This window comes from Urechidicola vernalis, from assembly GCF_031846385.1.
Taxonomy (GTDB): domain Bacteria; phylum Bacteroidota; class Bacteroidia; order Flavobacteriales; family Flavobacteriaceae; genus Urechidicola; species Urechidicola vernalis.
On record NZ_JAVRHV010000005.1, the window covers coordinates 25196 to 50674 of the forward strand.

The window sequence follows — 25479 nt, forward strand, 5'->3', positions numbered from 1 at the left end:
AAAAACCTCTTATTTAGCAGCCTAAATAAGAGGTTTAAATATCTCTAATTGAAGTTTTACTAACTCAATATTGCTTCAATGCCAGGTAACGTTTTACCCTCAAGCATTTCTAACATCGCTCCACCTCCAGTTGAAACGTAACTCACTTTATCCGCAAATCCAAATTGCTTAACTGCAGCGACAGAATCGCCACCTCCTACTAAAGAAAAACATCCGTTCTTGGTAGACTCCGCAATAGAATCACCCAATGCAATTGTTCCTTTTGCAAAGTTCTCTAATTCAAATACCCCTAGTGGTCCATTCCATAAAATTGTTTTTGATTTTAATACAACCTCATGAAATGCTGCTCTAGCCTTTGTTCCAGCATCTATACCTTCCCAACCATCTGGAATACTATATATATCTACAAATTGAGTATTTGCGTCATTGCTAAATGCATCTGCAGCAACCACATCTACCGGTAAGTGAATTTCAACTCCTTTTTCCTTTGCTTCCTTAAGAATACTCAATGCTAGCTCTTGCTTGTCATCTTCACAAATAGAGTTTCCAATTTTTCCACCAAGTGCTTTGATAAATGTAAAGCTCATTCCTCCTCCAATAATTAAGTGGTCAACTTTATCTAAAATGTTCTCAATTACTGTAATTTTGGAAGATACCTTTGCTCCTCCCAAAATAGCTGTAACAGGTTTTTCACTGTCTTTCAATACTTTCTCAATACTTTCAATCTCCTTTGCTAATAATGCTCCAAAACATTTTTTATCATTAAAAAACTGTGCAATTAGGGTTGTAGAAGCATGTGCTCTATGTGCAGTTCCAAAGGCGTCGTTCACATAAATATCTCCTAATTTCGATAGTTTTTCAGCAAACGTTACATCTCCATTTTTCTCTTCATCATGAAATCTCAAATTCTCTAGTAAAAGAATTTCTCCTGGCTCTAATGAGTTGGCCGCTATCTCAGCCTCTTCCCCAATACAATTAGAAACGAATTTTACTTGTACGCCAATTAATTCACTTACTGTATCAACAATATGATTCAATGAAAACTCAGGAGAAACCCCTTTTGGCCTTCCCAAATGTGACATTAATACACAACTTCCACCATCTTCTAATACTTTTAAAATGGTTGGTTTTGCCGCTTCAATTCTAGTTGTATCAGTAACATTAAAATCGCCATCTAATGGCACATTAAAATCGACTCTTATAATTGCTCTTTTGTTTTCGAAATTGAAATCATTAATTGTTAACATAGTTGTGTAAATTGTGTTTTAGGGGAGCAAAGATAACGATTCTATATTCTTCGTGCTAATGTGAATTCCCTATATTTGTGCAATGCAGTTTTCAGACATTTTAGGTCACGAACATATTAAAAATCATTTACAGCATTCCGCCAATAATGGTCGTATTGCACATGCGCAATTATTTGTTGGGAAGGAAGGTTCGGGGACTTTACCAATGGCTATAGCTTATGCCCAATATTTATTATGTTTAGAGAGTGAAAACAAAGATGCTTGTAATTTAAAATGTAATAATTTATCGCATCCAGATATGCACTTTGCATTTCCCGTTGCTACCAATGATAAAGTAAAAAAACACGCTACAAGTAATCAATTTTTAGTGGAATGGAGGCAGTTTATAAAAGAGCAGCCTTATGGAAACCTGTTTAACTGGTTACATTTACTTGGAATTGAAAATAAACAAGGTATTATTGGTGTAGATCAGGCAGAAGAAGTTGTGAAGTCTTTACAACTGAAATCATATGAAGGAGGCTTTAAAGTAATGATAATTTGGATGGCTGAAAAAATGAATATTTCTGCCGCAAATAAACTCCTTAAACTTATTGAAGAGCCGCCTGAAAAAACAGTATTTATATTAATTTCGGAAGATGAAGAACAAATTATAAATACTATTTTATCTCGATGTCAAGTTTTACATTTTCCTGTTTTAAGCGAGCAAGATATTGTTGATGGATTGATTTCTAAAGAACGTGTTGCTGAAAATGATGCTAATAAGATTGCGCATCAAGCTGACGGAAATTACAATAAAGCATTACATATTTTACATAATGATTCTGCAGATTTCGTTTTTGAAGAATGGTTTATTACGTGGATTAGAGCCGCTTTTAAGGCAAAAGGAAACGCATCTGTAATAAATGAGTTAATTGGATGGAGCGAAGGTATTGCAAAAACCGGTAGAGAAACTCAAAAACGATTTTTGAATTATTGTTTACAATTTTTTAGACAAGCAATGTTGCTAAATTATAAAGCCAACGATTTAGTATTTTTAGAAACTAAAACACCTGGATTTACTATTGGAAAATTCGCTCCTTTTATTCATGGTGGAAATATTATTGAAATAGACAAAGAATTAAACGACGCTATATATCATATAGAGAGAAACGGAAATGCAAAAATTGTATTACTAGATCTTTCCATTAAATTAACAAGATTGCTACATACTAAAGAATAAGCCTATGAATATTTTTAACAATCAGCCAGCAGAAATTTTAATCCTTGTATTTTTAATCGTAACGTTTTTACAATCTGGAATTGATAAAATCACAGATTGGAAAGGAAACATTGCCTTTATTACCGATCATTTTAAAAATTCACCTTTAAGAAATATGGTGCCATTTTTATTGGCTACCGTATTAGTTTTTGAGGTTGTCGCTAGTATTTTAATGATAATTGGTGTAGGTCAATTAGCAACAAATGGAGGTGCAGAAATTGCCCTGGTTGGAGCAGAAATTTCTGCTATTTGCCTGATTTTCATGCTTATAGGTCAGCGATTAGCAAAAGATTATGCAGGTGCTATGACTTTAGCAGTTTACTTTATCATTAATGTATTTGCTTTGTATTTATTGCAATAAAAAGCCCATTGTAAACAACTGGCTTTACACGATTCGAATAATATTTCTTACTCATTCTATAAATCAAATGCTGCGATCAATTCGTCGATAATTGCTTCGGAAAGATTGGAATTTTCATCTCTATAAACTAATTGCTTGGATCCTTGAGTTGCAATTATAATTTAATAATTAATAAATCTCTTAACCCAATACTCGACTGTGAACACGAAACTGAAAAATATTACTGATCACTTAATTACCCCAACTATTTTCTTATAAATAATATTAGGTCTAAACCCTTAACAAATTTAGAAATAAAAAGAGGACCAATCTATTTACTACATATAATCAACACCTATTCTTTTTTTTATTATATAGATTTTCTCTATGTGAAATATAGTATTTTATACCTCTATATAGCTTCAAAACCAATTTTAGCTATCGTTTTATCACAAAACCAATAAAAATGTCTTAAAACTGCTTAAAAAAAGAATTATTCCTCTTTTAACACATAAATCAATGAAGAATACTCTTTAGAGAACATGGCTTTTATATTCGAGACTAATCCAACAAAAAATCCCTTAATCATACCAAATGGATTAGATTTATACTTTTCACTCAGTATTGAAACATAAAATGCATCAAATTTCATTGGGACAACACTTTTAACTTTCATATGTTCCATGTGAAACAATTTTGCAATTGAAGTTTGAGAAAAATGCCAAAGGTGCCTCGGAACATCATAAGCCGCCCAATTGTTCTTATAATAATTAGCATCAAAACTTTTAAAATTAGGAACAGCCACAATTATTAGCCCGTTTGGCTCTAACAAATGCTTCAAATTTGCTATAAACCTCTGTAAATCAGGTATATGCTCTAAAACATGCCATAACGTAATACAATCATATTTTTGAGATCCTATCTCTGAAATATCAAAGAAAACAGAAATATCTAACTTTGATTCCGCAATACTTCTTGCCTTTTCATTCGGTTCAACGCCCGAAACATTCCAATTATTCAATTTTGCAATTGCCAAAAAATCACCAGTTCCACACCCAATATCCAATAAAGACTTAGAAACTTCAGTTCCTACAGAATTTTTACCCACTAATATAATCTTACTCCTTAATGCGTATTTTTTTACAACTTGATAAACACGATCAAAAATAGATTTGCTGGAGTCCGTATGTGATATATAATCATCACTTTCATAATAACCAGCCAATTTTTCCACAGAAGGTTGCGGAGAAGTAACCAACATTTCTAAAGTTTCATCATAAATAAGGTCAAATTCTTCACCTGAAACCGTAAAGTCCTTACATCTTAATATATCTTTCATTTTATATATCTAATTGCTAATTTTTAAACATTCAATAAATTTGCGAGAATTCTATATATTATTTCACCTATAACTTAAATTCTAAGATCTATCTACAATTATTTGAAATAAACATCATGTTTCCAAAATGAGTTAAGCATTAAGATCTGAATCTGAAAAAAGCACTATTCGGAAGTTGTGGGTAAACTAAAATATGAAATAGTTTTACTGAGCTAAAAACATTTCCATATACTAAAATCAACAACATATCGAAAGATCCATTATACTGCAGTAACTCAATAAAACGAATAAATTATATTACAAACTCTGAAATACTAGAATGGTTATCAATAAAAACATGCCACAACCGAACAAAATTCACCAATATTTATAAATGACGCGTTTCACTAAAAAAGTTTGTTCCACGTGAAACTCTCATTAACGACCCATATAAACCAACAGAACAGAAACATCACTAGGTGAAACACCACTTATTCTACTTGCTTGAGCAATTGTAGTCGGTCTTATCTTATTTAATTTTTGTTTCGCCTCTATCGATACTGATTTCAAACCATCATAGTCAAACCCATCAGGAATACGAACATGCTCCAAACGACTTAATTTATCCGCATTATTCTTTTCCTTTGCTATATAGCCAGAATATTTTAAATGAATCTCGGCCTGTTCTTTTATCTCTTTATCTATATCATTTTCATGAATAAAAGTCGCCACTGAACCTAACTTAACAAGATCTTCTAAATCAATTTGTGGTCGTGCGGCAATTCGAAACAATTTCATTGTTTGTGGAATTATAGCCGTCCCTTTATGTTCTAAAATTGGGTTTATATCTCCTGGCTTAACACTTGTTTCATTCAAAAATTTGATAAATAAATCTGTCTTTACCTGCTTCTCCAATACTCTATCCATTCTTTCTTGGCTAGCCAACCCCAGTTCAAAACCTTTTTTAGTCAATCTTAAATCCGCATTATCTTGACGTAATAAGGTTCTATATTCCGCACGAGACGTAAACATTCTATAAGGCTCTTCGGTACCTTTCGTAATTAAATCATCAATTAAAACACCTATATATGCTTCATCTCTTTTTAATATAAACGGATCCCTTCCATCTACTTTTAAAGCGGCATTCACACCAGCCATTAAACCCTGTGCACCTGCTTCCTCATAACCAGTTGTTCCATTAATTTGGCCTGCAAAAAACAAATTTTCTACCAACTTTGTCTCTAAAGAATGTTTCAACTGAGTCGGTGGAAAATAATCGTACTCTATTGCATAACCATATCTTAAGAATTTCACATTCTCAAAACCCGCAACTTTTCTCAATGCTGCATCTTGAACATCATCCGGTAAAGATGTTGAAAACCCATTTACATAAATTTCGTTTGTTTTCCAACCCTCAGGTTCCACAAAAATTTGATGCCTATCTTTAGAGGCAAACCGATCAATTTTATCCTCAATAGAGGGACAATATCTTGGACCTGTACTCTGAATTCTTCCGTTAAACATCGGAGATCTATCAAAACCCTCACGCAATAATTCATGAACTTCAGAGGAAGTATAACTCATATAACAAGATCTCTGCTCAACCAACGGGACAACACTTTGTAAATACGAAAATTTTTCAGGAATAACATCACCAGGTTGTTCAATCATTTTACTAAAATCTAATGACCTCGCATCCACTCTTGGAGGTGTTCCTGTTTTCATTCTACCAGATTCAAAACCTTTAGCTACTAAATCTTCCGTAATACCAGTAGAAGCACTTTCTCCTGCTCTACCACCGCCAAATGTTTTCTCGCCAATATGAATTAAACCATTCAAAAAAGTACCTGCAGTAATTACAACAGTTTTACTTTTTATTTCAATCCCAAGAGCAGTCCTTACTCCTACTATTTTATCTCCTTTAAACAACAACCCGTTCACCGAATCTTGAAACATATCTAGATTCTCAATATTCTCTAATTGCCATCGCCACTCTTCAGCGAAACGCATTCGATCACTTTGAGCCCTCGGACTCCACATAGCCGGACCTTTTGACTTATTCAACATCTTAAACTGAATAGCAGTCTTATCAGTAATGATTCCACTATAACCACCCAAAGCATCAATCTCTCTTACTATCTGCCCTTTCGCTATACCACCCATTGCAGGATTACAACTCATCTGCGCAATATTCTGAAGGCTCATTGTAATTAGTAAAGTTCTAGCGCCAAAATTTGCCGCTGACGCGGCAGCTTCACTACCTGCATGACCCCCACCAACTACAATTACATCATATGTTGTTGTGTATATACTCATAACCATGTTCCACGTGGAACTTTATATAAAATTTGACGCAAAGATACATAATATAAAGAGTCTTATAACAAAAAGAAAACTAATCAATATCAAGAACCATAAACAAATAAAAAAGGAAAACAATAGGGACAATAAGAACTACTTCAATAAAACAACAAACTACAAAACTAGAAAAACAATTAAGAAACCATAGGGACAATAAACATCACGTTGGAGTTAAAACAAGCAAACTACTTAACTACTTGATTTCTAATAAATTACAAGTTATCAATTCTCTGATTTACAATAACTTACATCCACCACACAAATATTAAACTATCCAAAGACCACTGCAACAATTGAAAATACTCGTAAAATTCTCAAATCTGACTATCTAACTTAGCCAGATAAAAGTTCTCTCTTTCCCTCATTACAGATTTCTCCTCTTCACTTTTATCTTTATAGCCACAATAATGAAGAATACCATGAACCATAACTCGACACAATTCATTATTAAAAGACACATTAAAATCTTTAGAATTCTCCTTTACCCTTTCCACAGAAATAAATATATCACCAGAAATTAACTTACCCATTGTATAATCAAAACTAATAATATCAGTTAATGTATCATGGTTAAGAAATTCAATATTCTTTTGGAGTAAATACTCGTCTGAACAAAATACATAATTAATCTCACCATCACTAAACCCTTCATTTACTATAACATCAATCAACCAATCTGAAACTAAATCAGTGTTAAACAATTCAAATTCTAATTCACTATTGTATACTATCATTCGCTTTAAAATATTGCTGTACTCTTTTTTTATAACCCTCTTGCAAAGGTAGGGTTTGTCTTATTAAAATTTCATTTTCTTGAAACCATAATTTATCCCTTTTCAACTGTTTAATAATTCTATTTTCAAAAGTGCCAGCGTTTGTATTGGACTCTCTTTTTGTATCTTGACCTTGCTTATAGGCAGCTTCTTCCAATTTCAATAACTCATGTTTTAATTCCATCATTTTTTGAAGAACTTCATTAGTAAAACCTTTTTCTAATAAATCTTGCTCTAGCTGTTCCATTTGCTTTAAAGCATTCTCTCCAACACCTTTACCATCTGCCCCTTTCTTATTTCCCAACGCATCCTCAAGTAACTGTCTTAATTCCGATTGCTGTTTATATATATCATACAACTCACCGTTCATTTGTTCTCTCGATCCTTCACCAGATTTTCCGCCTGATTCACCAGATTGTGGTTTACCGTCATCGCCTTGTTGATCTCCTGGCTTCTCCCCTTTTTTCATTCCCTCTTCCATCTTTTCAATTGCCTCTCCTTGCTTCTGAATAATATCAGGTAAACTAAAAGAATCACCTTGACCCTGCCCCAAAGAAGGTGATGAATTCTGCATACTGTTTAACATATTGCTTAACAAGTATGCTATATTATTTGTTGATGTCATCACGAACTGTTGATCGGATAAACCAACATTAAATTGATTGTCTGCAAAATGAACCAAGGATTCATCCAAATAATAATGTGCGTCTCCCAAATCTTTAAAAACTTGAGTACCTATTTTCGGTTGACGCATAGAGAGCGTATACAAACTATCATCTATATGTTCAAAATATTCTTGCAACACATATTGTTTTTTTAATTTATTAGAAAAATCTGGATGTGCATTATTTATCTCAGCGAAGCCATTCATTAAATCTTCTTGTTGAAAAGAAAACTCAACCAAATTTTCCAAAATTGCACGCAGCATTTCTATGTCTTCATCCATACTTTCACCCTGCATAGATTGCATTGCTTTCTGCATCATCTCACTCATTTGTTTCATTTTTTGAGCGGCAGATTTTTGATTTCTTTTAGCTGACTTTTTTTGATCTAATTTTTCTGACTCTTCTTTTGGTTCACTTTCTGAGTCCTCTAACTTTTCCTTCGCCTCTGACATTTCTTTATCTATCCCTTTCTCTTCCTGATCAGTTTTTGGAAGTGACATTGGTCTTTGTAATTTTTCATTTTCCTTATCCAAATCATCCAACTGATTTTGTAATTCTTCAAATTCAGAATTCAATTCGTTTTGTTTTTCTGAAGAGTTTTCATCGTCTTCAGATAAAGCATCTTGCTTCTCGGATAACTCCTCTAACTTTTCACCAATTTGATTTGCTTTTTGCTCCACATAAAAACGTTTGGTTAATTCTAAAATTCTTTCCAAACTGCGCTCGTTTTGCCTATTCTTTTCCGTAAGTTGTTTTAGTTTCTCGGTAAGTTCTTCTTTATCCAATTTTTCAGCCAATTTTTGTAGTTCCTCTTTTAAAGCATCTTGCTTGGCTAATTCTTGGGCTTCCTTTAAACGATTCTGAATATCTTCTTTTCGTTCTTCTAAATTCTTGTTTTCACTTTTAGGTTGTTCTTCCAAATTTTGATGGATTTGTTCCGTTTGCTTCTGCATCATATTTTCATACTGTTGCTGACGGTCCATAAAATTTTGTAATTTTTTCTGGTCATTCCAATTCATATCAGATTTGTGCTGAAGCGATTCTTGTAATTGCTGCATCTGATCTTTGGTTTCTTTACTTTTTTGAACAGATTTTTCTAAATCTTCTATAGATTCATTTTGCTCTACTAACAGTTGCTCTTCTAATTCAGATTCTGTTTTTTTATAATATCTAAAAACCGAACTTTTAGAATTCTTACTTCCATTCACTTTATCATTGTCAGAAACCTGAAAATACATTTCATAATCTACACCTTCTCTTAACTCTATTCCTTCAGGGAAAACATAATAAAATTCTTCAAATGTTAATTGTTTAATAGCAATAGGGTGATTTAGTAAATTTGAAGGATTCTGACTATCATAATAAATTAATTCCAACGAGTTTAAGCCATAATCATCACTTAGTTGTCCCGCAAATTGCACAGGGCCATAACGCACAGAATCAATGTCCGATTTTACTTCAATTTTCGGGTATTCATCCTTAATCACTTCAATTCCATATTTTAATGATTCATAATTTTCCAATTGCTCATTAGATGAAGATATTGTGTAATCCAAACGATTATAAATACGTTTTACAAATTCGAATTCATCCGTAGAAACTTTATTAAATAACTTCGTTTCATCCGTTTTAAATTGGATCTTAGAAGTATTTGTCCCCTTCAATCTCCAAGTTACAGATGTGCCTTGTGGAACATTAGCATTACCTGAATTTTGGACTAATTCATCCCTCTTTTTAGTATACGAAGGATAATCTAACCACATTTCAAAATTGGTAATTGTAGGTGTAGGAATTGTGTTGATAACATACGATTTAGACCTAACTCCATTCGATTCTATATAAAATTCTAAACTTTTCTGAACGGAAGAAAACGTGTGCTCAAACATTCCAAAACCGTTGTTCTTAGTAAAGGATTTTTGATCTAGAAAATGAATGGTAACATCTTCTGGAATTAGATTTCCCTTTGTCTCTATTTGAAGCGTTATTGATTTTCCTTGGATTACATCTAAATTATTATTTAAAATATGAAATGAAAAAGGTGCAGGTGGTTCATAAGCAGTTTGATGGTGCACTACCCTGTCATAACTCTCGTTAAATAGATTTATATTACCAGAAAGGTATATAACGCCCCAAATTAAAATTGGTACTATTAAATACTTTATATAGGCCTTATTACCAGAAAAATCAATAGCCTTTTTAAAAGGTATCGGAGCCAATTCAATTGATTTTTGCTCAATACTGGCCAATAACAGTTCAGATTGATCCGATTCATCTTTTAGTTGAAGAACGTTCAATAATTTATCATCTACCTCTTTAAAATGGGTTCCGATTAACTGAGAGGCTTCATTTAGTGAAAGCCCTTTCCTAAGTCCAAACAATTTAAACAGTGGAACAAAAATATAGTTGGTTAACAAGCCTATTTCCACTAGAATAAACAACCAAAACAAAACAGTTCTTGCTAATGGTTGCAACCATAAAAAGTGCTCAATAAACAACGTACACATAAAATAAATAAGGCCAAAGGAGGTAAATAAAATACTCCCTTTTATCAGTTCATTCAGGTAGTATTTCCTAATGAACTGCTGTAATTTTTCTTGTATGTGCGTAAAGTTGCTCATTTATTAATCTATAAAAATACTATTTTCATTGTAAGGTCGTATCTTTGCGCCACATTTTAACAAAAACATTAAGAGATGTCTAACGTACGTGTTCGCTTTGCTCCTAGTCCAACAGGACCTTTACATATTGGTGGTGTAAGAACTGCCCTATTCAACTATTTATTTGCTAAAAAACACAACGGAACCTTTGTGTTAAGGATAGAAGATACAGATCAAAATAGATATGTAGCAAATGCAGAACAGTACATTATGGATTCTTTAGAGTGGTGTGGAATTGCTCCGGATGAAACCGTTGGTATAAATGAAAAATTTGGTCCTTACCGTCAATCTGAACGTAAAGAGATTTATAAAAAATATGCACAGCAATTAATTGATGATGGAAAAGCATATTATGCTTTTGATTCACCTGAAGCTTTAGATGCTGAAAGAAAAGGACATGAAGAAAACGGAAAAACGTTTATCTATAATTGGCATAACAGAGAAAAAGGGCGTCTGGTAAATTCATTGGTTTTATCTGTTGAAGAAGTTCAGATACGAATTGAAAATGGCGATAAATATGTTGTTAGATTTAAAACACCTACCAATGTATCGTTAGAAATGAACGATATAATTAGAGGAAAAATTACAATCGACACAAATACATTAGACGATAAAATTTTATTCAAATCTGATGGAATGCCAACGTACCATTTGGCAAATATTGTAGATGATCATTTAATGGAAATTAGTCATGTAATTAGAGGAGAAGAATGGTTGCCGTCTATGGCTTTACATGTTTTACTATATCAAGCATTTGAATGGAAGGCACCTGAATTTGCACATTTACCATTGATACTAAAACCAACTGGTAAAGGAAAATTAAGCAAACGTGATGGTGACAAATTAGGATTTCCAGTATTTCCTTTAGCATATACAAATGAAGCTACCAATGAAGTTTCGCGCGGATATAAAGAAGATGGTTATTTTTCTGAAACAGTTATCAATTTCTTAGCTTTTTTAGGGTGGAATCCAGGAACTGAACAAGAATTATTTTCTTTAGAGGAATTGATTGCAGATTTTGATTTAGCGAGAGTTAATAAATCAGGCGCACGCTTTGATCCGGATAAAACAAAGTGGTACAATCAACAATATTTACAACAAAAACCCAATGAGGAGTTGGCTGAGTTGTTTAAAGCTGTTATTGAAAAAAATGTCACCTCGAGCGCAGTCGAGAGGTCTCAAAATAAACTTATAGAAATCGTTGGTTTAATTAAAGAGCGTGCAACGTTTGTTTCTGACTTTTGGGATTTAAGTAAATTCTTTTTCCAAGCGCCAATGGAATACGATGCAAAAGCATCTAAAAAACAATGGAAAGAAGCAACTCCCCAAATAATGAGTGATCTCATAAAAGTTCTTTCAGAAATCGAAGATTTTACTGCCACTAATTTAGAGACTATTGTAAAGGGTTGGATTACATCTTCTGAATTAGGATTTGGAAAGGTAATGCCTCCGTTTAGATTGAGTTTGGTTGGAGCTATGAGTGGACCAGATTTATTTAAAATTGCAGAATTACTTGGTCAAAAAGAAACGGTTTCTAGAATTGAAAATGCAATAGTAAAACTTTAACTAATTGTCATTCTGAACGGAAAGTAGTAAAGTGAAGAATCTCTTATTCAAAAAAGATTCTTCGTGGTGCTCAGAATGACATTAATACGTCATTACGAGCTTAGCAAAGTAATCTGCCTAACTTAATCATATTGTTTTATCCGTTATCTCAGATTCACCATAACTAACTCAATTCTAATTTAACATTAAATCCTTGTAATAACTCCTCATAATTATCAGGGATAAAGTTCTTTTTGCTAAAAGCCTCCTTACGCTCATTTCGCATTTTTATGTGTTCTATAGAGCGTAAATAACGACGAAGACCATTGAGATCTCGAATAATCAATCCAGGAACTTTTACTTTTTTACCAGTATCATTCTTTGCTATCATAGTAAAGTATGATGAGTTACAATGCTTAATTTCTCCAGTCTGAATATTTTGAGATTCTACCCTAATTCCGACAACCATAGAAGAGTTACCCACATAATTAATTCGTGCTTTAAGCGTAACTAACTCCCCTACTTCAATTGGGTTTAGAAAATCCACTCTATTAACTGATGCTGTTACACAATACTGTCCTGAAAATTTAGAAGCCGAAGAAAATGCCGCTTTATCCATTAATGAAAGAATAAATCCTCCATGAATTTTACCACTAAAATTAGAGTGTGATGGAAGCATTAACTCTGTTAAGGTTATTTCAGAATCTATGGCATTTTTATAAGTAGTTTTCATACGTTTCTCAGTTTCATTAATAATATGTAACAAAAGTAAATAAAAAGCTACATATAATTATATACTATTTCATTTGCTTTTTCTATAATTTTTCATTATATTATAACAATTATTAACCTTTAAAAACAAAACTATGATAACGACTTATTTATGGATTTTACCTGTTTTAATTATTATAATTACTGGGCTGTTTGTTGTAAAACAACAGACTTCGGTAATTGTAGAACGCTTCGGTAAATTCCAAAGTATTCGACAAGCGGGATTAAACATAAAAATTCCATTAGTCGATAAAATTGCTGGTAGAATCAGTTTAAAAATTCAACAGTTAGATGTAATTGTTGAAACTAAAACACAAGATGATGTGTTTGTACATTTAAAAATCTCTGTACAATTTCAAATACAGCGAGATCATGTCTATGATGCCTTTTATAAACTTCAAAATCCGCATGAGCAGATCACAGCATTCATTTTTGATGTAGTTCGTGCAGAAGTGCCTAAAATGATTTTAGATGATGTATTTGAAAAGAAAGATGAAATTGCACGCGCAATTCAACGCGATTTAAAAGAAGCTATGCTTAACTATGGATATGATATTGTAAAAGCATTGGTAACTGATATTGATCCAGATGAAAATGTAAAAATTGCAATGAACCGTATCAATGCCGCAGAACGTGAAAAAATTGCTGCGCAACACGAAGGTGATGCTGAACGTATTTTAATTGTTGAACGTGCAAAAGCAGAAGCAGAAAGTAAACGTTTACAAGGACGTGGAATTGCAGACCAACGTAGAGAAATTGCACGTGGCTTAGAAGAAAGTGTTGATGTGTTAAACAGTGCAGGAATTAATAGCCAAGAAGCTTCAGCATTAATTGTAATTACACAACATTACGATACGCTGCAAAGCATAGGATCTGATACAAATTCTAATTTAATTTTATTACCAAATAATCCAAACGCTGCCAGTAGTATGTTAAACGATATGGTAACAAGTTTAGTTGCAGCAAATAAAATTAACCAGTCTTCTGCAAAAGACAAAAACAAAATGTAATAAGATTTTAATCTTTTCAAAATAAAAAAACCTGCAATTACTTGCAGGTTTTTGTTTTTATAAAAATTAGGAATTTATTTCTTTTCCTCTTCAATTTTTTCGTTTTCCTCGTCCTTAGAAGCGTTCTTAAATTCTTTAATTCCACTACCAAGACCTCTCATTAATTCTGGAATTTTCTTACCTCCAAAAAGTAATAATACAACCACCACAATAATTGCAATTTGTGGTCCACTTATCATTAAAAAAATGTTCAATGCATTCATCTATTAAAATATTAGATTACAAATATAGAAATAATTAATCTTTAGATTTAATTGTTCCACCAATTATTTTCTTACTAATTACATCCGTTGGATTCCCTTTATAATAAACACTTCCTCCCAGACTTACTTTTACATCTAACATTTCATTTACAAAAATTTTACCTACTGCCCCGGATGATGAAGTTATATAAGTTTGATTTGCTTCTAAATCATATCCGTCAAAAATACCTCCTGTTGTTAATTCTAAATCTTGACTTTCTAATTCACCTGAAACATTTAATTGTCCGCCAGAGACCGCTTTCCCAATTAAATAACTCACTTTTAAAGGCATATTAATTACTGCTCCTTCTTGCACACGTAATTCAATGCTTTTCTGCTCAATATCATTATCGCTTGCAATTATCGCCCCTTCATTAGCATCAACCAATAACAAATTATCAGAATAATATAATTTTATATCGGCCTCATATGCATTAAAAGTTTCTGGAAAACGCATAGATAATTTTAACCGACCATTGATGTTTTTTACAACCACTTCATCTCTTTTCTTTCCTGAAATTTCAATTCTTGGTGTATCTGATTTCTCTAACTGAACAGTTAAACCACTAAAAACCTTCAATTCTTTAAAGGATCCTATCTCTTTTGTTAACACATCTTGCGAAAACCCTATTGTAGAAATCAGCAAAAATGTTATTAATACTATTCTCATTTATGTATCTATTTTATATTTCTAAAACGAAATATTCTTAATTTATTATTCTCGAATTAATGTAAAATCTAGATGCTTACGTTCTAAATCTGTATGTTTTACTTTTACAGTTACTTCTTCACCTAGTTGAATCATGTTTTGAGTGGATTGCCCAACAATAGCATATTGTTTTTCATCGAAAATATAATAGTCATCTTGAATGTCTCTAATTCGAACCATTCCTTCACATTTATTCTCAATAATCTCAACGTAAATTCCCCATTCCGTAACACCTGAAACCACACCTTTAAAAATTTGATCTTGGTGATCTTGCATGTATTTCACTTGCATATACTTAATAGAATCACGTTCTGCTTTCGCTGCTAATTGTTCTCTATCAGAAGAATGTTCACATTTTTCCTCATAAATAGCATTTTTAGGCGATTTACCACCATCTAAGTAATGTTGTAGTAATCTATGTGTCATAACATCTGGATAACGTCTAATAGGCGAGGTAAAATGGCTGTAAAAATCAAAAGCCAACCCGTAATGACCAATATTATCTGTAGTATACACAGCCTTACTCATAGAACGAATCGCTAAGGTTTCAACCATATTAGATTCTCCTTTTCCATGCACATCTGCCAATAATTTATTTAACGAGTTTGAAATCGTTTCCTTAGAATTTAAATTTAATTTATATCCAAACTTAGAAATGATTCCTTGTAAAGAATTTAATTTTTCAATATCGGGTTCGTCATGAATTCTATAAATAAAAGTATTATTTGTAGGTCTTCCACCTTTAAAGCCAATAAACTCAGCTACACGTCTATTCGCTAATAGCATAAATTCTTCAATTAATTTATTAGCATCTTTAGATTCCTTAAAAAATACACCGGTCGGATTTGCTTCTTCATCTAAATCAAAACGAACTTCTACCCTATCAAAACTAATAGCGCCTTGCTTCATTCTTCTTTTACGAAGTGTCTTCGCTAAACGATCTAAAGTTAACGTAGCTTCTTGAATTGAAGCATCAACTTTTCTAGATTCGCCTGTTAAAGATATATCCGCTGGAATAGTATTTTCAGTAGGATTTTCTATTAAGAACTGTGCCTCTTCATATGCAAATCTTGTATCAGAATACGTAACTGTTCTTCCAAACCACTGATTAACAACTTGAGATTTATCATTCATTTCAAATACTGCAGAAAAAGTCAATTTTTCTTCATTAGGTCTTAAAGAACATACATTATTCGAAAGTATTTCTGGCAACATAGGTACTACCCTATCCACTAAATAAACTGAAGTAGCTCTAGCATAAGCCTCCTCATCTAAAATTGTATTTTCCTGTACATAATGAGACACATCAGCAATATGAATTCCAATTTCATAATTACCATTCTCTAATCTTTCAAAAGACAAGGCATCATCAAAATCTTTAGCGGTTTTAGGATCAATAGTAAACGTAGTTACCTTACGCATATCTCTACGTTTGGCAACCTCTTCTTTTGTAATTTCTATTGGTAAGGTAGAAGCATCTTCTTCTACTTCTGCTGGAAACTCATATGGTAAATTGTATTCTAATAAAATAGAATGAATCTCTGTATTATGGTCACCTGGTTTTCCTAAAACTTTTTTAATTTTTCCAAACGGATTTTTAGAATTTTCTGGCCAATCCACAAAGGAAACTAAAACTTTATCTCCATCTACTGCACCAAATAATTTCTTTTGTGGTACAAAGAAATCAACATACATTTTGGAATCATCTGGTATTACAAATCCAAAATTCTTATTCATATGCAGAACACCAACATAGTCGGTTTTCTTTCTTTCTATAATCTCTACAATATCACCCTCTTGTTTATCACTTCTCTTACGATTATATACATAAACCTTTACAATATCATTATGCAAAGCGTGATTCATATTGCGCGATGGTATGTAAATATCATGTTCTAAGTCATCACAAATAACATATCCATTACCTCTAGCAGTAACATCTACTTTTCCAATATAGTAATGTTCATTCTGAATAACTTTGTATTTTCCTCTATCAACTTCTTCTAATTTTCCCTTGTTTTTTAGTTCTTCAATCTTCTGAATTATTTGTTGTTTACCATTTGCATCTGTAATATTCATTTTTGATGCAACTTGTTTATAATTAAATGATTGGGTTGAATTTGTATTAAATATTTTTAGTACTTTATCTGTTAAATGTTTAATAACATTATTCTTCTTTTTATAAATTTTATTCTTCTTTTTCGACATAAATTCGTCTTTGTTTATATGGTTAAAAATACAACATATTTAATTGTTAAATAATTATGTAATAGTTATGCTTTAGTTGTATTTTAGTTATCTATTATCATGATTTTTTATGCATAACGATTGGTTTATTATTATTAATCCTACTTCTGGGAATGGAAAATCAAAAAAACACATTCCAAAAATTTTACAACTTTTAAAACAGCAACAAATAACTTATAATTATGCTATTACTAAGTATGTAAAACACGAGTTTGAATTAGTTCAAAATGCTATAACCAACGGGTATCACAAAATTATTAGTGTTGGTGGTGATGGAACTTTACATAATATTGTAAACGGAATATTACATCAATCCGTACTCTCTTCTTCTCTAATCAAAATAGCTGTAATTCCTTTTGGTACCGGAAACGATTGGGTGAAAAACTATCAAATTTCAAAAGATTTAAGTAAAAACATTTCTACTATTAAATCTGAACATACTACCTACCAAGATATCGGTAAGATTACTTTAAACTCCACTAAAACGATTGTTTATTTTAACAATTTAGCCGGCATAGGATTTGACGGTCATGTAGTAAATTCTATTGGCAAATATAAGAAATATGGAGCAATATCCTATTTACTAGCTGTTTTTGTAGGATTCTCTAAATATAAATCAGTGGACTTAAGTATTGAATTAGATAATAAAATTATTGAAGTAAATTCGTTAATGACCTTAATTGGATTGTGTAAATATTCTGGTGGAGGCATGCGGTTAACAGAAAAATCAGATCCAACCAATGGTCTTTTTGATATTACTATAATCAAGCATTTAAATTTAGCAACTGTTCTTGTTAACTTACCAAAACTCTTTAACGGAAAAATTACTAAACACAGAAAAGTTACTACGTATAAAACTAATAATATATCAATTTCATTGCCTAAAAATAAAACTGTTTTTATGCAGGCAGATGGTGAATTAATTGATTCAGAAAACTTTACAGTAGAACTTATTCCAAAAGCTATTCAAGTTATAACTCCTAAAAAGAGTTAAATTTTCTTAAGATTTTTGTAACATTTTAACAAATGACCCGTCTATATTATACAGTTCAATTGCAAAATGAAACGACTTTACAAAATTATTATCTTATTTTTCCTTATCTTCTTAGTAGGTATCTATTTTACGGTACGTAGTATAAACACTACCCTTTCTACAGAAGAGAAAACAGAAATCATTTCTGTTGCTCCTCTTTCTTCATTGTATACAGTTACTAAATTGTAATAGATTTTTCCATTTCTTATCTTATCTCAAATTTCACTTTTATTAACATATATTATATATATAAGTTTTATTTTAAAATTTTTAAAAAAAGAAATAATGATTATAATAGTGTGTTAATATGTGCAAAAACTAATTGAATTTAAATTTTGATATTTCACTTATTAAAAACCATTAACAGTTATTAATTTTATAACTCGTTCATATAGAATGAAAGTTGATCAGTTATTCACAGCTTGTTCATTTCTATAAACACATTAAAATGGGTATAAATAAAACCAAGTTGAGTGTTGATAAACACCATTTTTATGGTTCATAACTAGCGGTGAAAAATCATTAAATAAATTTTGATATTAAGGTTTACTCACTGTATTGTAAAAATTATTAAAACCAACAAATTTAGTTTTCCTTATTAGCTTTATAATTACTAACAATCTTAATTTTAATTAAATATTCTGATAACTAATCATTTATATTTCTTCTATTAACAATGGAAAAAATAGTTGTTAATAACGCCTATTTTGTATTTTTGATGAAACTTATAAACTGTTAATAATGACTATTGCAATAGGAAACGACCACGCTGGACCTGATTATAAATTTGAGATAATCAAGTATTTAGAATCAAAAAACATTACTGTTATAAATCATGGTACCGATACATTAGATAGTGTTGATTACCCAGATTTTGTGCATCCGGTTGCGAGTGCAGTAAATGATGCAAAAGTAGATTTAGGTATTTTAATTTGTGGTAGTGCAAATGGAGTTGCAATGACCGCTAATAAATATCAAAATGTTAGAGCTGGTTTGTGCTGGTCAAAAGAAATTGTGGAGTTGATCAAACAACATAATAATGCAAATATTTTATGCATCCCTGCTAGGTTTACCTCTATTCCGCAAGCAATTGCTATGGTAGAAACTTTTTTAAATACAGAATTTGAAGGAGGTCGCCATCAAAACAGAGTAGATAAGATTCCGTTAAACTGTTAGAAATTACGCATCTTTTAAGATGTTAATTAGTCTATTAGGTGATCTTTAAATAAATATAATGAGTCATCATCATAAACATTCGCATCACCATAGTCATGGAGATTTAAAAGGACGCAATCTTTTAATCTCTATATTTCTGAATATTGTTATTACAGTATCGCAGATTATTGGTGGAATAATATCTGGAAGTTTAGCCTTACTTTCTGATGCACTTCATAATTTTACTGATGTATTATCTCTAATAATCAGTTATATAGCAAATAAACTTTCAAAGAAAAGTGCTTCAACTAATAAAACATTTGGGTATAAACGGGCCGAAATTATTGCGGCATTTGTAAATGCTGCTTCTTTAATTATTGTTGCTATTCTGTTAATAATTGAAGCAATTAAAAGATTTCAAAATCCTGAAGAAATTGAATCTAATTTGGTTATTTGGTTATCTTTCATAGCAATTTTGGCAAATGGATTTAGTGTTTTACTTCTAAAAAAAGATGCAAATTCTAATATGAATATGAAATCTGCCTATTTACATTTACTTACAGATATGATGGCAAGTGTAGCAGTTTTAGCAGGTGGATTAATAATGAAATACTATGAAGTTTATTGGATAGATAGTGTTTTAACATTGGTAATTGCAATCTATTTAATTTATATGGGTTGGGATTTATTAAAAGAATCTACCAGAGTATTAATGTTATTTACCCCTGAAGAAATAGAAATTAAAAAAATTGTAGCTGAGGTAAATGCAATAGATGGTATCAAAAATATGCATCATGTGCATATTTGGCAATTGAATGAAGATGAATTACATCTTGAAGCACACATAGATTTTGAAAAGGATATTTTACTATCAGAGTTTGATGTCAAACTTTTAGAAATAGAAAAATTATTGTTCGAAAAGTATCATATAAATCACAGTAATATTCAACCAGAATTTAGGAAAGAGGATACTAAAGATATCATTGTTCAAGATTAACTGAACTAATATTTAAAGAAATTAGAAATGTTAAAACCTATTATTAAATCTTTTGATGAATTAACAACAAGCGAATTGTATAAAATAATTCAAATACGAACAGAAATTTTTGTTGTAGAACAAGATTGTGTTTATCAAGATTTAGATTTTAAAGATCAAAAAGCATTGCATTTGTTTTTTACTAAGAATGAGGAAATAATAGCATATACAAGATTGTTTAAACCTGGAGATTATTTCACAGAAGCCAGTATTGGTAGGGTAGTGGTAAGAGAATCTGCAAGAAAGGATGGTTTAGGACATATACTTATGAAAGCAAGTATTTCTGCCATAGAAGCTCACTTTAATACCAAAAATATTAAAATTGGAGCACAAACCTACCTAGAGAAATTTTACGAATCCCATGGATTTAAACAAGTAGGCGAGGGGTATTTAGAGGATGGAATTCCACATATACATATGGTAAAATGAAAGTGACCAGATTCATATCAATATTTATTTTTTGCAGTATTAATATGCTTGCTCAAAATTTTTCAATTCATGATTTTAAAGGAACCTGGAAATACGAGCATAAAGAAACCTATGAAGTTTGGACCAAGCAAAACGATTCTGTTTTAAATGGTGTTTCTTACAAACTGCAGAACGGAGAAAAAAAGATTTCAGAAAAATTAAAACTTCAAAAAATAGAGGATCAAATTATTTATAGCGCTCAGGTGTTGAATCAAAACAATGCAAAATGGATTGATTTTGAATTAAATAATAGAGTTAAAGACAAACTTTCCTTCGAAAACACTACCCATGATTTTCCGAATAAAATTCAATATACACTTATTACAAAAGAGAAAATATTGGTAGAAGTGAAAGACAATAACAACCAAGGTTTTTCATTTTATCTACTGAAAATTAAAGAATAATATACTTTACTTTCTGCTCAAAATATGAGCAATCATTATCAGGCTTTTTTGTATTTTAGCGTACTTACTAAACACGTTAATTTACATAGAAATTATGGCAGCAGATAAAGAGAAAGAAGCGAAATTAAAAGCATTACAACTTACTTTAGATAAACTAGATAAGACCTACGGAAAAGGTTCTGTGATGAAAATGGGGGATGTGGCTCATCAAGATGTAGATTCTATATCTTCTGGCTCATTAGGCTTAGATTTAGCGTTGGGCGTTGGTGGATATCCAAGAGGTAGAATTATTGAAATTTATGGACCGGAATCTTCTGGTAAAACAACCTTGACTATTCATGCCATAGCCGAAGCACAAAAGGCTGGTGGTATTGCTGCGTTTATTGATGCAGAGCATGCTTTTGATCGTTTTTATGCAGAAAATTTAGGAGTAGATATAGACAACTTAATTATTTCTCAGCCTGATTATGGTGAGCAAGCATTAGAAATTACAGAAAATTTAATTCGTTCTGGCGCAATTGATTTAGTAGTTGTGGATTCTGTTGCGGCCTTAACTCCAAAAAGTGAAATTGAAGGAGAAATGGGTGATTCTAAAATGGGGTTACATGCACGTTTAATGTCTCAAGCACTTCGTAAATTAACTGGTACTATTAGTAAAACAAATTGTACGGTAATTTTTATTAACCAATTACGTGAAAAAATTGGTGTAATGTTCGGAAATCCGGAGACTACAACAGGTGGTAACGCCTTAAAATTCTATGCATCTGTTCGTTTAGATATTAGAAGAAGAACACAAATTAAAGATGGCGATAGAGTATTAGGAAATAGCACGAAAGTAAAAGTAGTTAAGAATAAAGTAGCACCACCATTTCAAATGGCAGAATTCGATATTATGTACGGTGCAGGAATTTCTAAAGTTGGAGAAATTTTAGATTTAGGAGTGGAGTATGGTATTGTTAAGAAAAGTGGTTCTTGGTTTAGTTATGGAGACACCAAACTAGGGCAGGGGCGTGACGCTGTTAAAGGCTTAATCAAAGACAACCCAGATTTAGCAGACGAATTAGAAAAGAAAATTAAAGCCGCTATAGACGAGCAGTAATTTATGTTTCATATAAAAAAAAGACCTACTAATTAGTAGGTCTTTTTTATTGAACTTTATCTATAATATCATCAATACTCATGTCTTCTGGAGGAATAAAACCTTTGACAACTAAAACTAGACCAAAGATAATTAGCGCTATTCCCATTCCCTTTTTAATTTTTGTAATTACTAATGGAGTTAGTTTACTTTTTAATTGTTTAGCCAGCACAATTTTTCCTATATCGGTAATAAAATAGGCTATTATAATTGCGGTAAAAAATCTAAAAATTCGATCTACATCCATACTTAAGGCCGAACTAACACCAAGCACCATAATTAACCAAAAAGCAAGTACACCAACATTAATAAAGTTTAAAAAGAAGCCTTTTACAAACAAGCCCAGGTAGTTTTTCTTTTCCGGAATTACAAATCCATTATCGGTAGTTGGTAATTCGGTTTTACTTCTAAAATAAGTACTTAAACCGTATATGATTAAAATGCCTCCACCTACAAAGAATAAATTAGGATCGTCCTTTATTTCGGTTAAAAATTGATGCGAACCGTAAAAGGCAAATAGGATAAATACTATATCCGCCGCTACAACACCTATATCAAAAACAATAGCAGCCCTAGCCCCTTTTAAAATACTGGTTTGTATTAGTTTAAAAAATACAGGACCAATCATAAAGGCCAATCCGAAACCAATAGGAATTGCTTTTAGAATATCTTCAACCATAAGGCTAAAGTACGATTTTAAACATCATCAAAATCAATCGAAACTTTTGGAGAAGTCGGATGTGCTTGGCAGGTTAAAATTAACCCTTCCTCAATTTCATCATCTGTTAAAATTTCGTTGCGATCCATTTTTACAGTTCCTTCTGTAACCTTCGCTAAACAACTGCTACAAATTCCTCCTTGACAAGAGTATGGTGCATCCAAGTCTTTGTCTAAAGCAGCGTTAAGAATGTATTTTTTCTGAGGCATAATAAAGGTTGTTTCCTCATCATCTAACATCACTGTAATTTCAGAATTTCCATCTGGTATATCAGCACCTTCATTAACTTCAACTGGAACAGAAAACAATTCATAATGAATATTTTCTTCAGCCATTCCATTAGATGCTAAAGTTCTGGAAACTTCTTTAATCATACTTTCAGGTCCACATATGTAGGCAGAATCGAAAGCAGTGTCTTTATATTCGTTTTTTAAGAAATAATTTACATTTCCATTATCACATCTACCGAATAAAGAACCATCAACTTCAACTCTACTAAAGATATAGTGTACATTTAAACGTGTTCCATACATTTTTTTAAGAACGTCTAGTTTCTCTTTAAAAATAACATCGTCTTCTGTTTTGTTACCATAAATCAAAGTAAAAGTAGAATCGTCGTGTAATGATGCTTTGGCCATTGCCATAATTGGTGTAATTCCGCTACCTGCCGCAAAAGCAATATAGTTTTTTCCACTTTGAGGCTCTAAAATAAAACGACCTTCTGGTTTAGAAACTTCTAATTTATCACCAGCATTTAGTCTATTGGTTGCGTATACAGAAAAAGTACCACCTTCTACCGCTTTTATAGCAACTTTTAAAACATCAGTATTCGGATCAGAACAAATAGAATACGCTCTACGAACCTCTTTACCATCAATTTCCTTTTTAATAGTGATGTATTGACCGGCTTTAAATTGGAATTCAGCCTGCAATTTTTCAGGTACATCAAAGGTAATTGAAACCGCGTCAGCCGTTTCTTTTTTAACTTCTTTTATAGTGAGTTTATGGAATTGTGCCATGTATAATAGTAATTAGTTTGCAAAGGTATGAAACTTCTTTTTCAGAAGGGAATTTAACCCAAATTATACAATAGAAAATCTATTCCAACTATAAACTACTTTAAGTACTAATACTTTGTTCAGTTTTTTAACTTCACCATAGCGGTGCTAAGCTAAAGTAAAGAAAACGGTACTGTTTATTGTAGTTTAAAGTTTCATAACGAAGTTCATCTTCAAAATTTGGATTGAAAAATATACCTAAGAATATTATACATAAGAAAATTATGTATATATTTATGGCATGGGAAATCAGAAATTATATAAAGGTTCTTTGCAAACCATTATTTTAAAGTTGTTGGAAGAGAACGATAAAATGTATGGTTATGAAATTACTCAAAAAGTAAAGGCTTTAACCCAAGGTGAGTTAAAGATTACCGAAGGTGCCTTATACCCTGCACTGCATAAATTGGAGGCTGATGGTTTGTTAGATGTAGAAATAGCCAAAGTAGGAAATAGAATGCGTAAGTATTACAAACTTACCGAACAAGGTACTAAAGAAACAGTACACCGTTTGGCTGAGATGCAAGAGTTTTTAAAAACAATGCAGCATTTGGTAAACCCTAAATTGAGTTTGGAATGAGTATAACCAAAAGCCATATAAAAGAATTATACCAATTTACAAGTGCTCATTTTGTAGAGCATTATGATGTGCAAACAGAATTGGTAGATCATTTAGCCAATGATATTGAAGCAATTTGGGAAAATCAACCGAGTCTTTCTTTTGAGCAAGCTAGGGACCAATCGTTTAAGAAATTCGGTGTTTTTGGTTTTATGGGAGTTGTTGAGGAAAAGCAAAAACAAATAAGTAAAAAATATTGGCGCTTAGTTTGGTCCGTATTCAAGGGTTTTTTTAAACTGCCACAAATTATAGTAACTGCCACAATATGTATTGGTATTTATACTTTATTACAACTTGTAAATCAAGAATGGGTATTTGCAGTTATTGGGTTTGGCGGAGCTTCTTTAATGATTTTCAGAGCGTTTCAAATTAAGAAGCATATGAAAGTAGGTTTTGAAAAAACTAAAAAAAAATGGATGTTAGAAGAACACATTTACGGTTTTGGAAATTTTGTAGGCTTATTTAATCTTTTGATTCAATTTGTGTTTATTATGGATCCAGTCAGTTCTAATTTTTTAATATTTCTTATTGCAATTTTTTTAACTGTTTTTTCTCTAACCATTTATATTACAGCATTTATACTTCCATCTAATATGGAAACTTTTTTAGAAAAAGAATATCCTGAGTATAAATCTGTAACAATTTAG

The 25479-nt window shown here is 31.6% G+C and carries 24 protein-coding genes; 13 read left to right on the forward strand and 11 right to left on the reverse strand.

What is annotated here, in order from left to right; genetic code table 11:
- Positions 1-59: 59 nt before the first annotated feature.
- Entirely contained in the window at positions 60-1247 is a 1188-nt protein-coding gene (locus RM519_RS10195; protein WP_311593703.1) for a phosphoglycerate kinase, read from the reverse strand.
- A gap of 82 nt (positions 1248-1329) precedes the next feature.
- On the opposite strand from RM519_RS10195, the gene RM519_RS10200 reads away from it, so the two are divergent.
- Both RM519_RS10200 and RM519_RS10205 read left to right on the forward strand, forming a co-directional pair.
- Positions 1330-2466, forward strand: a complete 1137-nt coding sequence (locus tag RM519_RS10200) for a DNA polymerase III subunit (RefSeq protein ID WP_311593704.1) — start codon at positions 1330-1332, stop codon at positions 2464-2466.
- 4 nt (positions 2467-2470) lie between these two features.
- A complete protein-coding gene (locus RM519_RS10205) occupies positions 2471-2866 on the forward strand; it encodes a DoxX family membrane protein (protein ID WP_311593705.1) in 396 nt (131 codons plus the stop codon).
- A 472-nt stretch (positions 2867-3338) separates the two neighbouring features.
- On the opposite strand, the gene RM519_RS10210 is transcribed toward RM519_RS10205, so the two are convergent.
- From RM519_RS10210 to RM519_RS10225, 4 genes are all read right to left on the reverse strand, one after another.
- Positions 3339-4184, reverse strand: coding sequence for a class I SAM-dependent methyltransferase (locus RM519_RS10210; RefSeq protein WP_311593706.1), 846 nt, complete (start codon positions 4182-4184; stop codon positions 3339-3341).
- 417 nt (positions 4185-4601) lie between these two features.
- Positions 4602-6479 (reverse strand): tRNA uridine-5-carboxymethylaminomethyl(34) synthesis enzyme MnmG, encoded by a 1878-nt coding sequence (gene mnmG, locus RM519_RS10215; RefSeq protein ID WP_311593707.1) that lies wholly within the window; start codon positions 6477-6479, stop codon positions 4602-4604.
- A gap of 359 nt (positions 6480-6838) precedes the next feature.
- Positions 6839-7258, reverse strand: coding sequence for an rRNA maturation RNase YbeY (ybeY, locus tag RM519_RS10220; RefSeq protein ID WP_311593708.1), 420 nt, complete (start codon positions 7256-7258; stop codon positions 6839-6841).
- On the reverse strand, positions 7242-10580 hold the full coding sequence (locus RM519_RS10225; RefSeq protein ID WP_311593709.1) for a DUF4175 family protein: 3339 nt from the start codon (positions 10578-10580) through the stop codon (positions 7242-7244). The genes ybeY and RM519_RS10225 overlap by 17 nt, the downstream gene beginning before the upstream one ends.
- Before the next feature lie 75 nt (positions 10581-10655).
- Between RM519_RS10225 and gltX the strand changes: the two genes are divergently transcribed.
- Positions 10656-12185: a glutamate--tRNA ligase gene (gene gltX, locus RM519_RS10230; RefSeq protein ID WP_311593710.1), complete on the forward strand. Its 1530-nt coding sequence runs from the start codon at positions 10656-10658 to the stop codon at positions 12183-12185.
- 163 nt (positions 12186-12348) lie between these two features.
- Here gltX and RM519_RS10235 read toward each other — a convergent pair whose 3' ends face one another.
- The gene (locus RM519_RS10235; protein WP_311593711.1) at positions 12349-12897 is read right to left on the reverse strand and encodes an acyl-CoA thioesterase; all 549 of its coding nucleotides are present in this window, start codon (positions 12895-12897) and stop codon (positions 12349-12351) included.
- 133 nt (positions 12898-13030) lie between these two features.
- On the opposite strand from RM519_RS10235, the gene RM519_RS10240 reads away from it, so the two are divergent.
- The gene (locus tag RM519_RS10240; RefSeq protein ID WP_311593712.1) at positions 13031-13945 is read left to right on the forward strand and encodes an SPFH domain-containing protein; all 915 of its coding nucleotides are present in this window, start codon (positions 13031-13033) and stop codon (positions 13943-13945) included.
- A gap of 74 nt (positions 13946-14019) precedes the next feature.
- Here the strand turns inward: RM519_RS10240 and RM519_RS10245 are convergent, their stop codons facing one another.
- The 3 genes from RM519_RS10245 to rnr are packed head-to-tail and all read right to left on the reverse strand — an operon-like array spanning position 14020 to position 17164.
- Positions 14020-14208 (reverse strand): Sec-independent protein translocase subunit TatA/TatB, encoded by a 189-nt coding sequence (locus RM519_RS10245; RefSeq protein WP_311593713.1) that lies wholly within the window; start codon positions 14206-14208, stop codon positions 14020-14022.
- A 34-nt stretch (positions 14209-14242) separates the two neighbouring features.
- Entirely contained in the window at positions 14243-14917 is a 675-nt protein-coding gene (locus RM519_RS10250) for a head GIN domain-containing protein (protein WP_311593714.1), read from the reverse strand.
- Between the two features lie 45 nt (positions 14918-14962).
- Positions 14963-17164, reverse strand: coding sequence for a ribonuclease R (gene rnr, locus RM519_RS10255; protein WP_311593715.1), 2202 nt, complete (start codon positions 17162-17164; stop codon positions 14963-14965).
- A 109-nt stretch (positions 17165-17273) separates the two neighbouring features.
- On the opposite strand from rnr, the gene RM519_RS10260 reads away from it, so the two are divergent.
- From RM519_RS10260 to recA, 7 genes are all read left to right on the forward strand, one after another.
- Complete coding sequence (locus RM519_RS10260) at positions 17274-18197, forward strand: diacylglycerol/lipid kinase family protein (RefSeq protein WP_311593716.1); 924 nt, start codon at positions 17274-17276, stop codon at positions 18195-18197.
- Between the two features lie 66 nt (positions 18198-18263).
- Positions 18264-18425: a hypothetical protein gene (locus RM519_RS10265; protein WP_311593717.1), complete on the forward strand. Its 162-nt coding sequence runs from the start codon at positions 18264-18266 to the stop codon at positions 18423-18425.
- A gap of 552 nt (positions 18426-18977) precedes the next feature.
- Positions 18978-19412: a ribose 5-phosphate isomerase B gene (gene rpiB, locus RM519_RS10270; RefSeq protein ID WP_311593718.1), complete on the forward strand. Its 435-nt coding sequence runs from the start codon at positions 18978-18980 to the stop codon at positions 19410-19412.
- Positions 19413-19470: 58 nt separating this feature from the next.
- Positions 19471-20388, forward strand: a complete 918-nt coding sequence (locus tag RM519_RS10275) for a cation diffusion facilitator family transporter (protein ID WP_311593719.1) — start codon at positions 19471-19473, stop codon at positions 20386-20388.
- Positions 20389-20415: 27 nt separating this feature from the next.
- Positions 20416-20856: a GNAT family N-acetyltransferase gene (locus RM519_RS10280; protein ID WP_311593720.1), complete on the forward strand. Its 441-nt coding sequence runs from the start codon at positions 20416-20418 to the stop codon at positions 20854-20856.
- A complete protein-coding gene (locus RM519_RS10285) occupies positions 20853-21299 on the forward strand; it encodes a DUF6265 family protein (RefSeq protein ID WP_311593721.1) in 447 nt (148 codons plus the stop codon). The genes RM519_RS10280 and RM519_RS10285 overlap by 4 nt, the downstream gene beginning before the upstream one ends.
- A gap of 94 nt (positions 21300-21393) precedes the next feature.
- Complete coding sequence (gene recA / locus RM519_RS10290; protein ID WP_311593722.1) at positions 21394-22398, forward strand: recombinase RecA; 1005 nt, start codon at positions 21394-21396, stop codon at positions 22396-22398.
- A gap of 46 nt (positions 22399-22444) precedes the next feature.
- Here the strand turns inward: recA and RM519_RS10295 are convergent, their stop codons facing one another.
- Positions 22445-23116, reverse strand: coding sequence for a LysE family translocator (locus RM519_RS10295; RefSeq protein ID WP_311593723.1), 672 nt, complete (start codon positions 23114-23116; stop codon positions 22445-22447).
- Between the two features lie 17 nt (positions 23117-23133).
- On the reverse strand, positions 23134-24174 hold the full coding sequence (locus RM519_RS10300) for a 2Fe-2S iron-sulfur cluster-binding protein (protein ID WP_311593724.1): 1041 nt from the start codon (positions 24172-24174) through the stop codon (positions 23134-23136).
- Positions 24175-24454: 280 nt separating this feature from the next.
- Here RM519_RS10300 and RM519_RS10305 point away from each other — a divergent pair, with 280 nt between their 5' ends.
- Together RM519_RS10305 and RM519_RS10310 are read left to right on the forward strand one after the other, a co-directional pair.
- Entirely contained in the window at positions 24455-24793 is a 339-nt protein-coding gene (locus RM519_RS10305) for a PadR family transcriptional regulator (RefSeq protein ID WP_311593725.1), read from the forward strand.
- The gene (locus tag RM519_RS10310) at positions 24790-25479 is read left to right on the forward strand and encodes a hypothetical protein (RefSeq protein ID WP_311593726.1); all 690 of its coding nucleotides are present in this window, start codon (positions 24790-24792) and stop codon (positions 25477-25479) included. Before RM519_RS10305 ends, RM519_RS10310 begins: the two co-directional genes overlap by 4 nt.

Excerpts from the sequence above, each read along its gene's own strand:
- RM519_RS10195 (WP_311593703.1), bottom strand. The coding sequence starts at position 1,247 with ATGTTAACAATTAATGATTTCAATTTCGAAAACAAAAGAGCAATTATA.
- RM519_RS10200 (WP_311593704.1), top strand. The coding sequence starts at position 1,330 with ATGCAGTTTTCAGACATTTTAGGTCACGAACATATTAAAAATCATTTA.
- RM519_RS10205 (WP_311593705.1), top strand. The coding sequence starts at position 2,471 with ATGAATATTTTTAACAATCAGCCAGCAGAAATTTTAATCCTTGTATTT.
- RM519_RS10210 (WP_311593706.1), bottom strand. The coding sequence starts at position 4,184 with ATGAAAGATATATTAAGATGTAAGGACTTTACGGTTTCAGGTGAAGAA.
- mnmG (WP_311593707.1), bottom strand. The coding sequence starts at position 6,479 with ATGAGTATATACACAACAACATATGATGTAATTGTAGTTGGTGGGGGT.
- ybeY (WP_311593708.1), bottom strand. The coding sequence starts at position 7,258 with ATGATAGTATACAATAGTGAATTAGAATTTGAATTGTTTAACACTGAT.
- RM519_RS10225 (WP_311593709.1), bottom strand. The coding sequence starts at position 10,580 with ATGAGCAACTTTACGCACATACAAGAAAAATTACAGCAGTTCATTAGG.
- gltX (WP_311593710.1), top strand. The coding sequence starts at position 10,656 with ATGTCTAACGTACGTGTTCGCTTTGCTCCTAGTCCAACAGGACCTTTA.
- RM519_RS10235 (WP_311593711.1), bottom strand. The coding sequence starts at position 12,897 with ATGAAAACTACTTATAAAAATGCCATAGATTCTGAAATAACCTTAACA.
- RM519_RS10240 (WP_311593712.1), top strand. The coding sequence starts at position 13,031 with ATGATAACGACTTATTTATGGATTTTACCTGTTTTAATTATTATAATT.
- RM519_RS10245 (WP_311593713.1), bottom strand. The coding sequence starts at position 14,208 with ATGAATGCATTGAACATTTTTTTAATGATAAGTGGACCACAAATTGCA.
- RM519_RS10250 (WP_311593714.1), bottom strand. The coding sequence starts at position 14,917 with ATGAGAATAGTATTAATAACATTTTTGCTGATTTCTACAATAGGGTTT.
- rnr (WP_311593715.1), bottom strand. The coding sequence starts at position 17,164 with ATGTCGAAAAAGAAGAATAAAATTTATAAAAAGAAGAATAATGTTATT.
- RM519_RS10260 (WP_311593716.1), top strand. The coding sequence starts at position 17,274 with ATGCATAACGATTGGTTTATTATTATTAATCCTACTTCTGGGAATGGA.
- RM519_RS10265 (WP_311593717.1), top strand. The coding sequence starts at position 18,264 with ATGAAACGACTTTACAAAATTATTATCTTATTTTTCCTTATCTTCTTA.
- rpiB (WP_311593718.1), top strand. The coding sequence starts at position 18,978 with ATGACTATTGCAATAGGAAACGACCACGCTGGACCTGATTATAAATTT.
- RM519_RS10275 (WP_311593719.1), top strand. The coding sequence starts at position 19,471 with ATGAGTCATCATCATAAACATTCGCATCACCATAGTCATGGAGATTTA.
- RM519_RS10280 (WP_311593720.1), top strand. The coding sequence starts at position 20,416 with ATGTTAAAACCTATTATTAAATCTTTTGATGAATTAACAACAAGCGAA.
- RM519_RS10285 (WP_311593721.1), top strand. The coding sequence starts at position 20,853 with ATGAAAGTGACCAGATTCATATCAATATTTATTTTTTGCAGTATTAAT.
- recA (WP_311593722.1), top strand. The coding sequence starts at position 21,394 with ATGGCAGCAGATAAAGAGAAAGAAGCGAAATTAAAAGCATTACAACTT.
- RM519_RS10295 (WP_311593723.1), bottom strand. The coding sequence starts at position 23,116 with ATGGTTGAAGATATTCTAAAAGCAATTCCTATTGGTTTCGGATTGGCC.
- RM519_RS10300 (WP_311593724.1), bottom strand. The coding sequence starts at position 24,174 with ATGGCACAATTCCATAAACTCACTATAAAAGAAGTTAAAAAAGAAACG.
- RM519_RS10305 (WP_311593725.1), top strand. The coding sequence starts at position 24,455 with ATGGGAAATCAGAAATTATATAAAGGTTCTTTGCAAACCATTATTTTA.
- RM519_RS10310 (WP_311593726.1), top strand. The coding sequence starts at position 24,790 with ATGAGTATAACCAAAAGCCATATAAAAGAATTATACCAATTTACAAGT.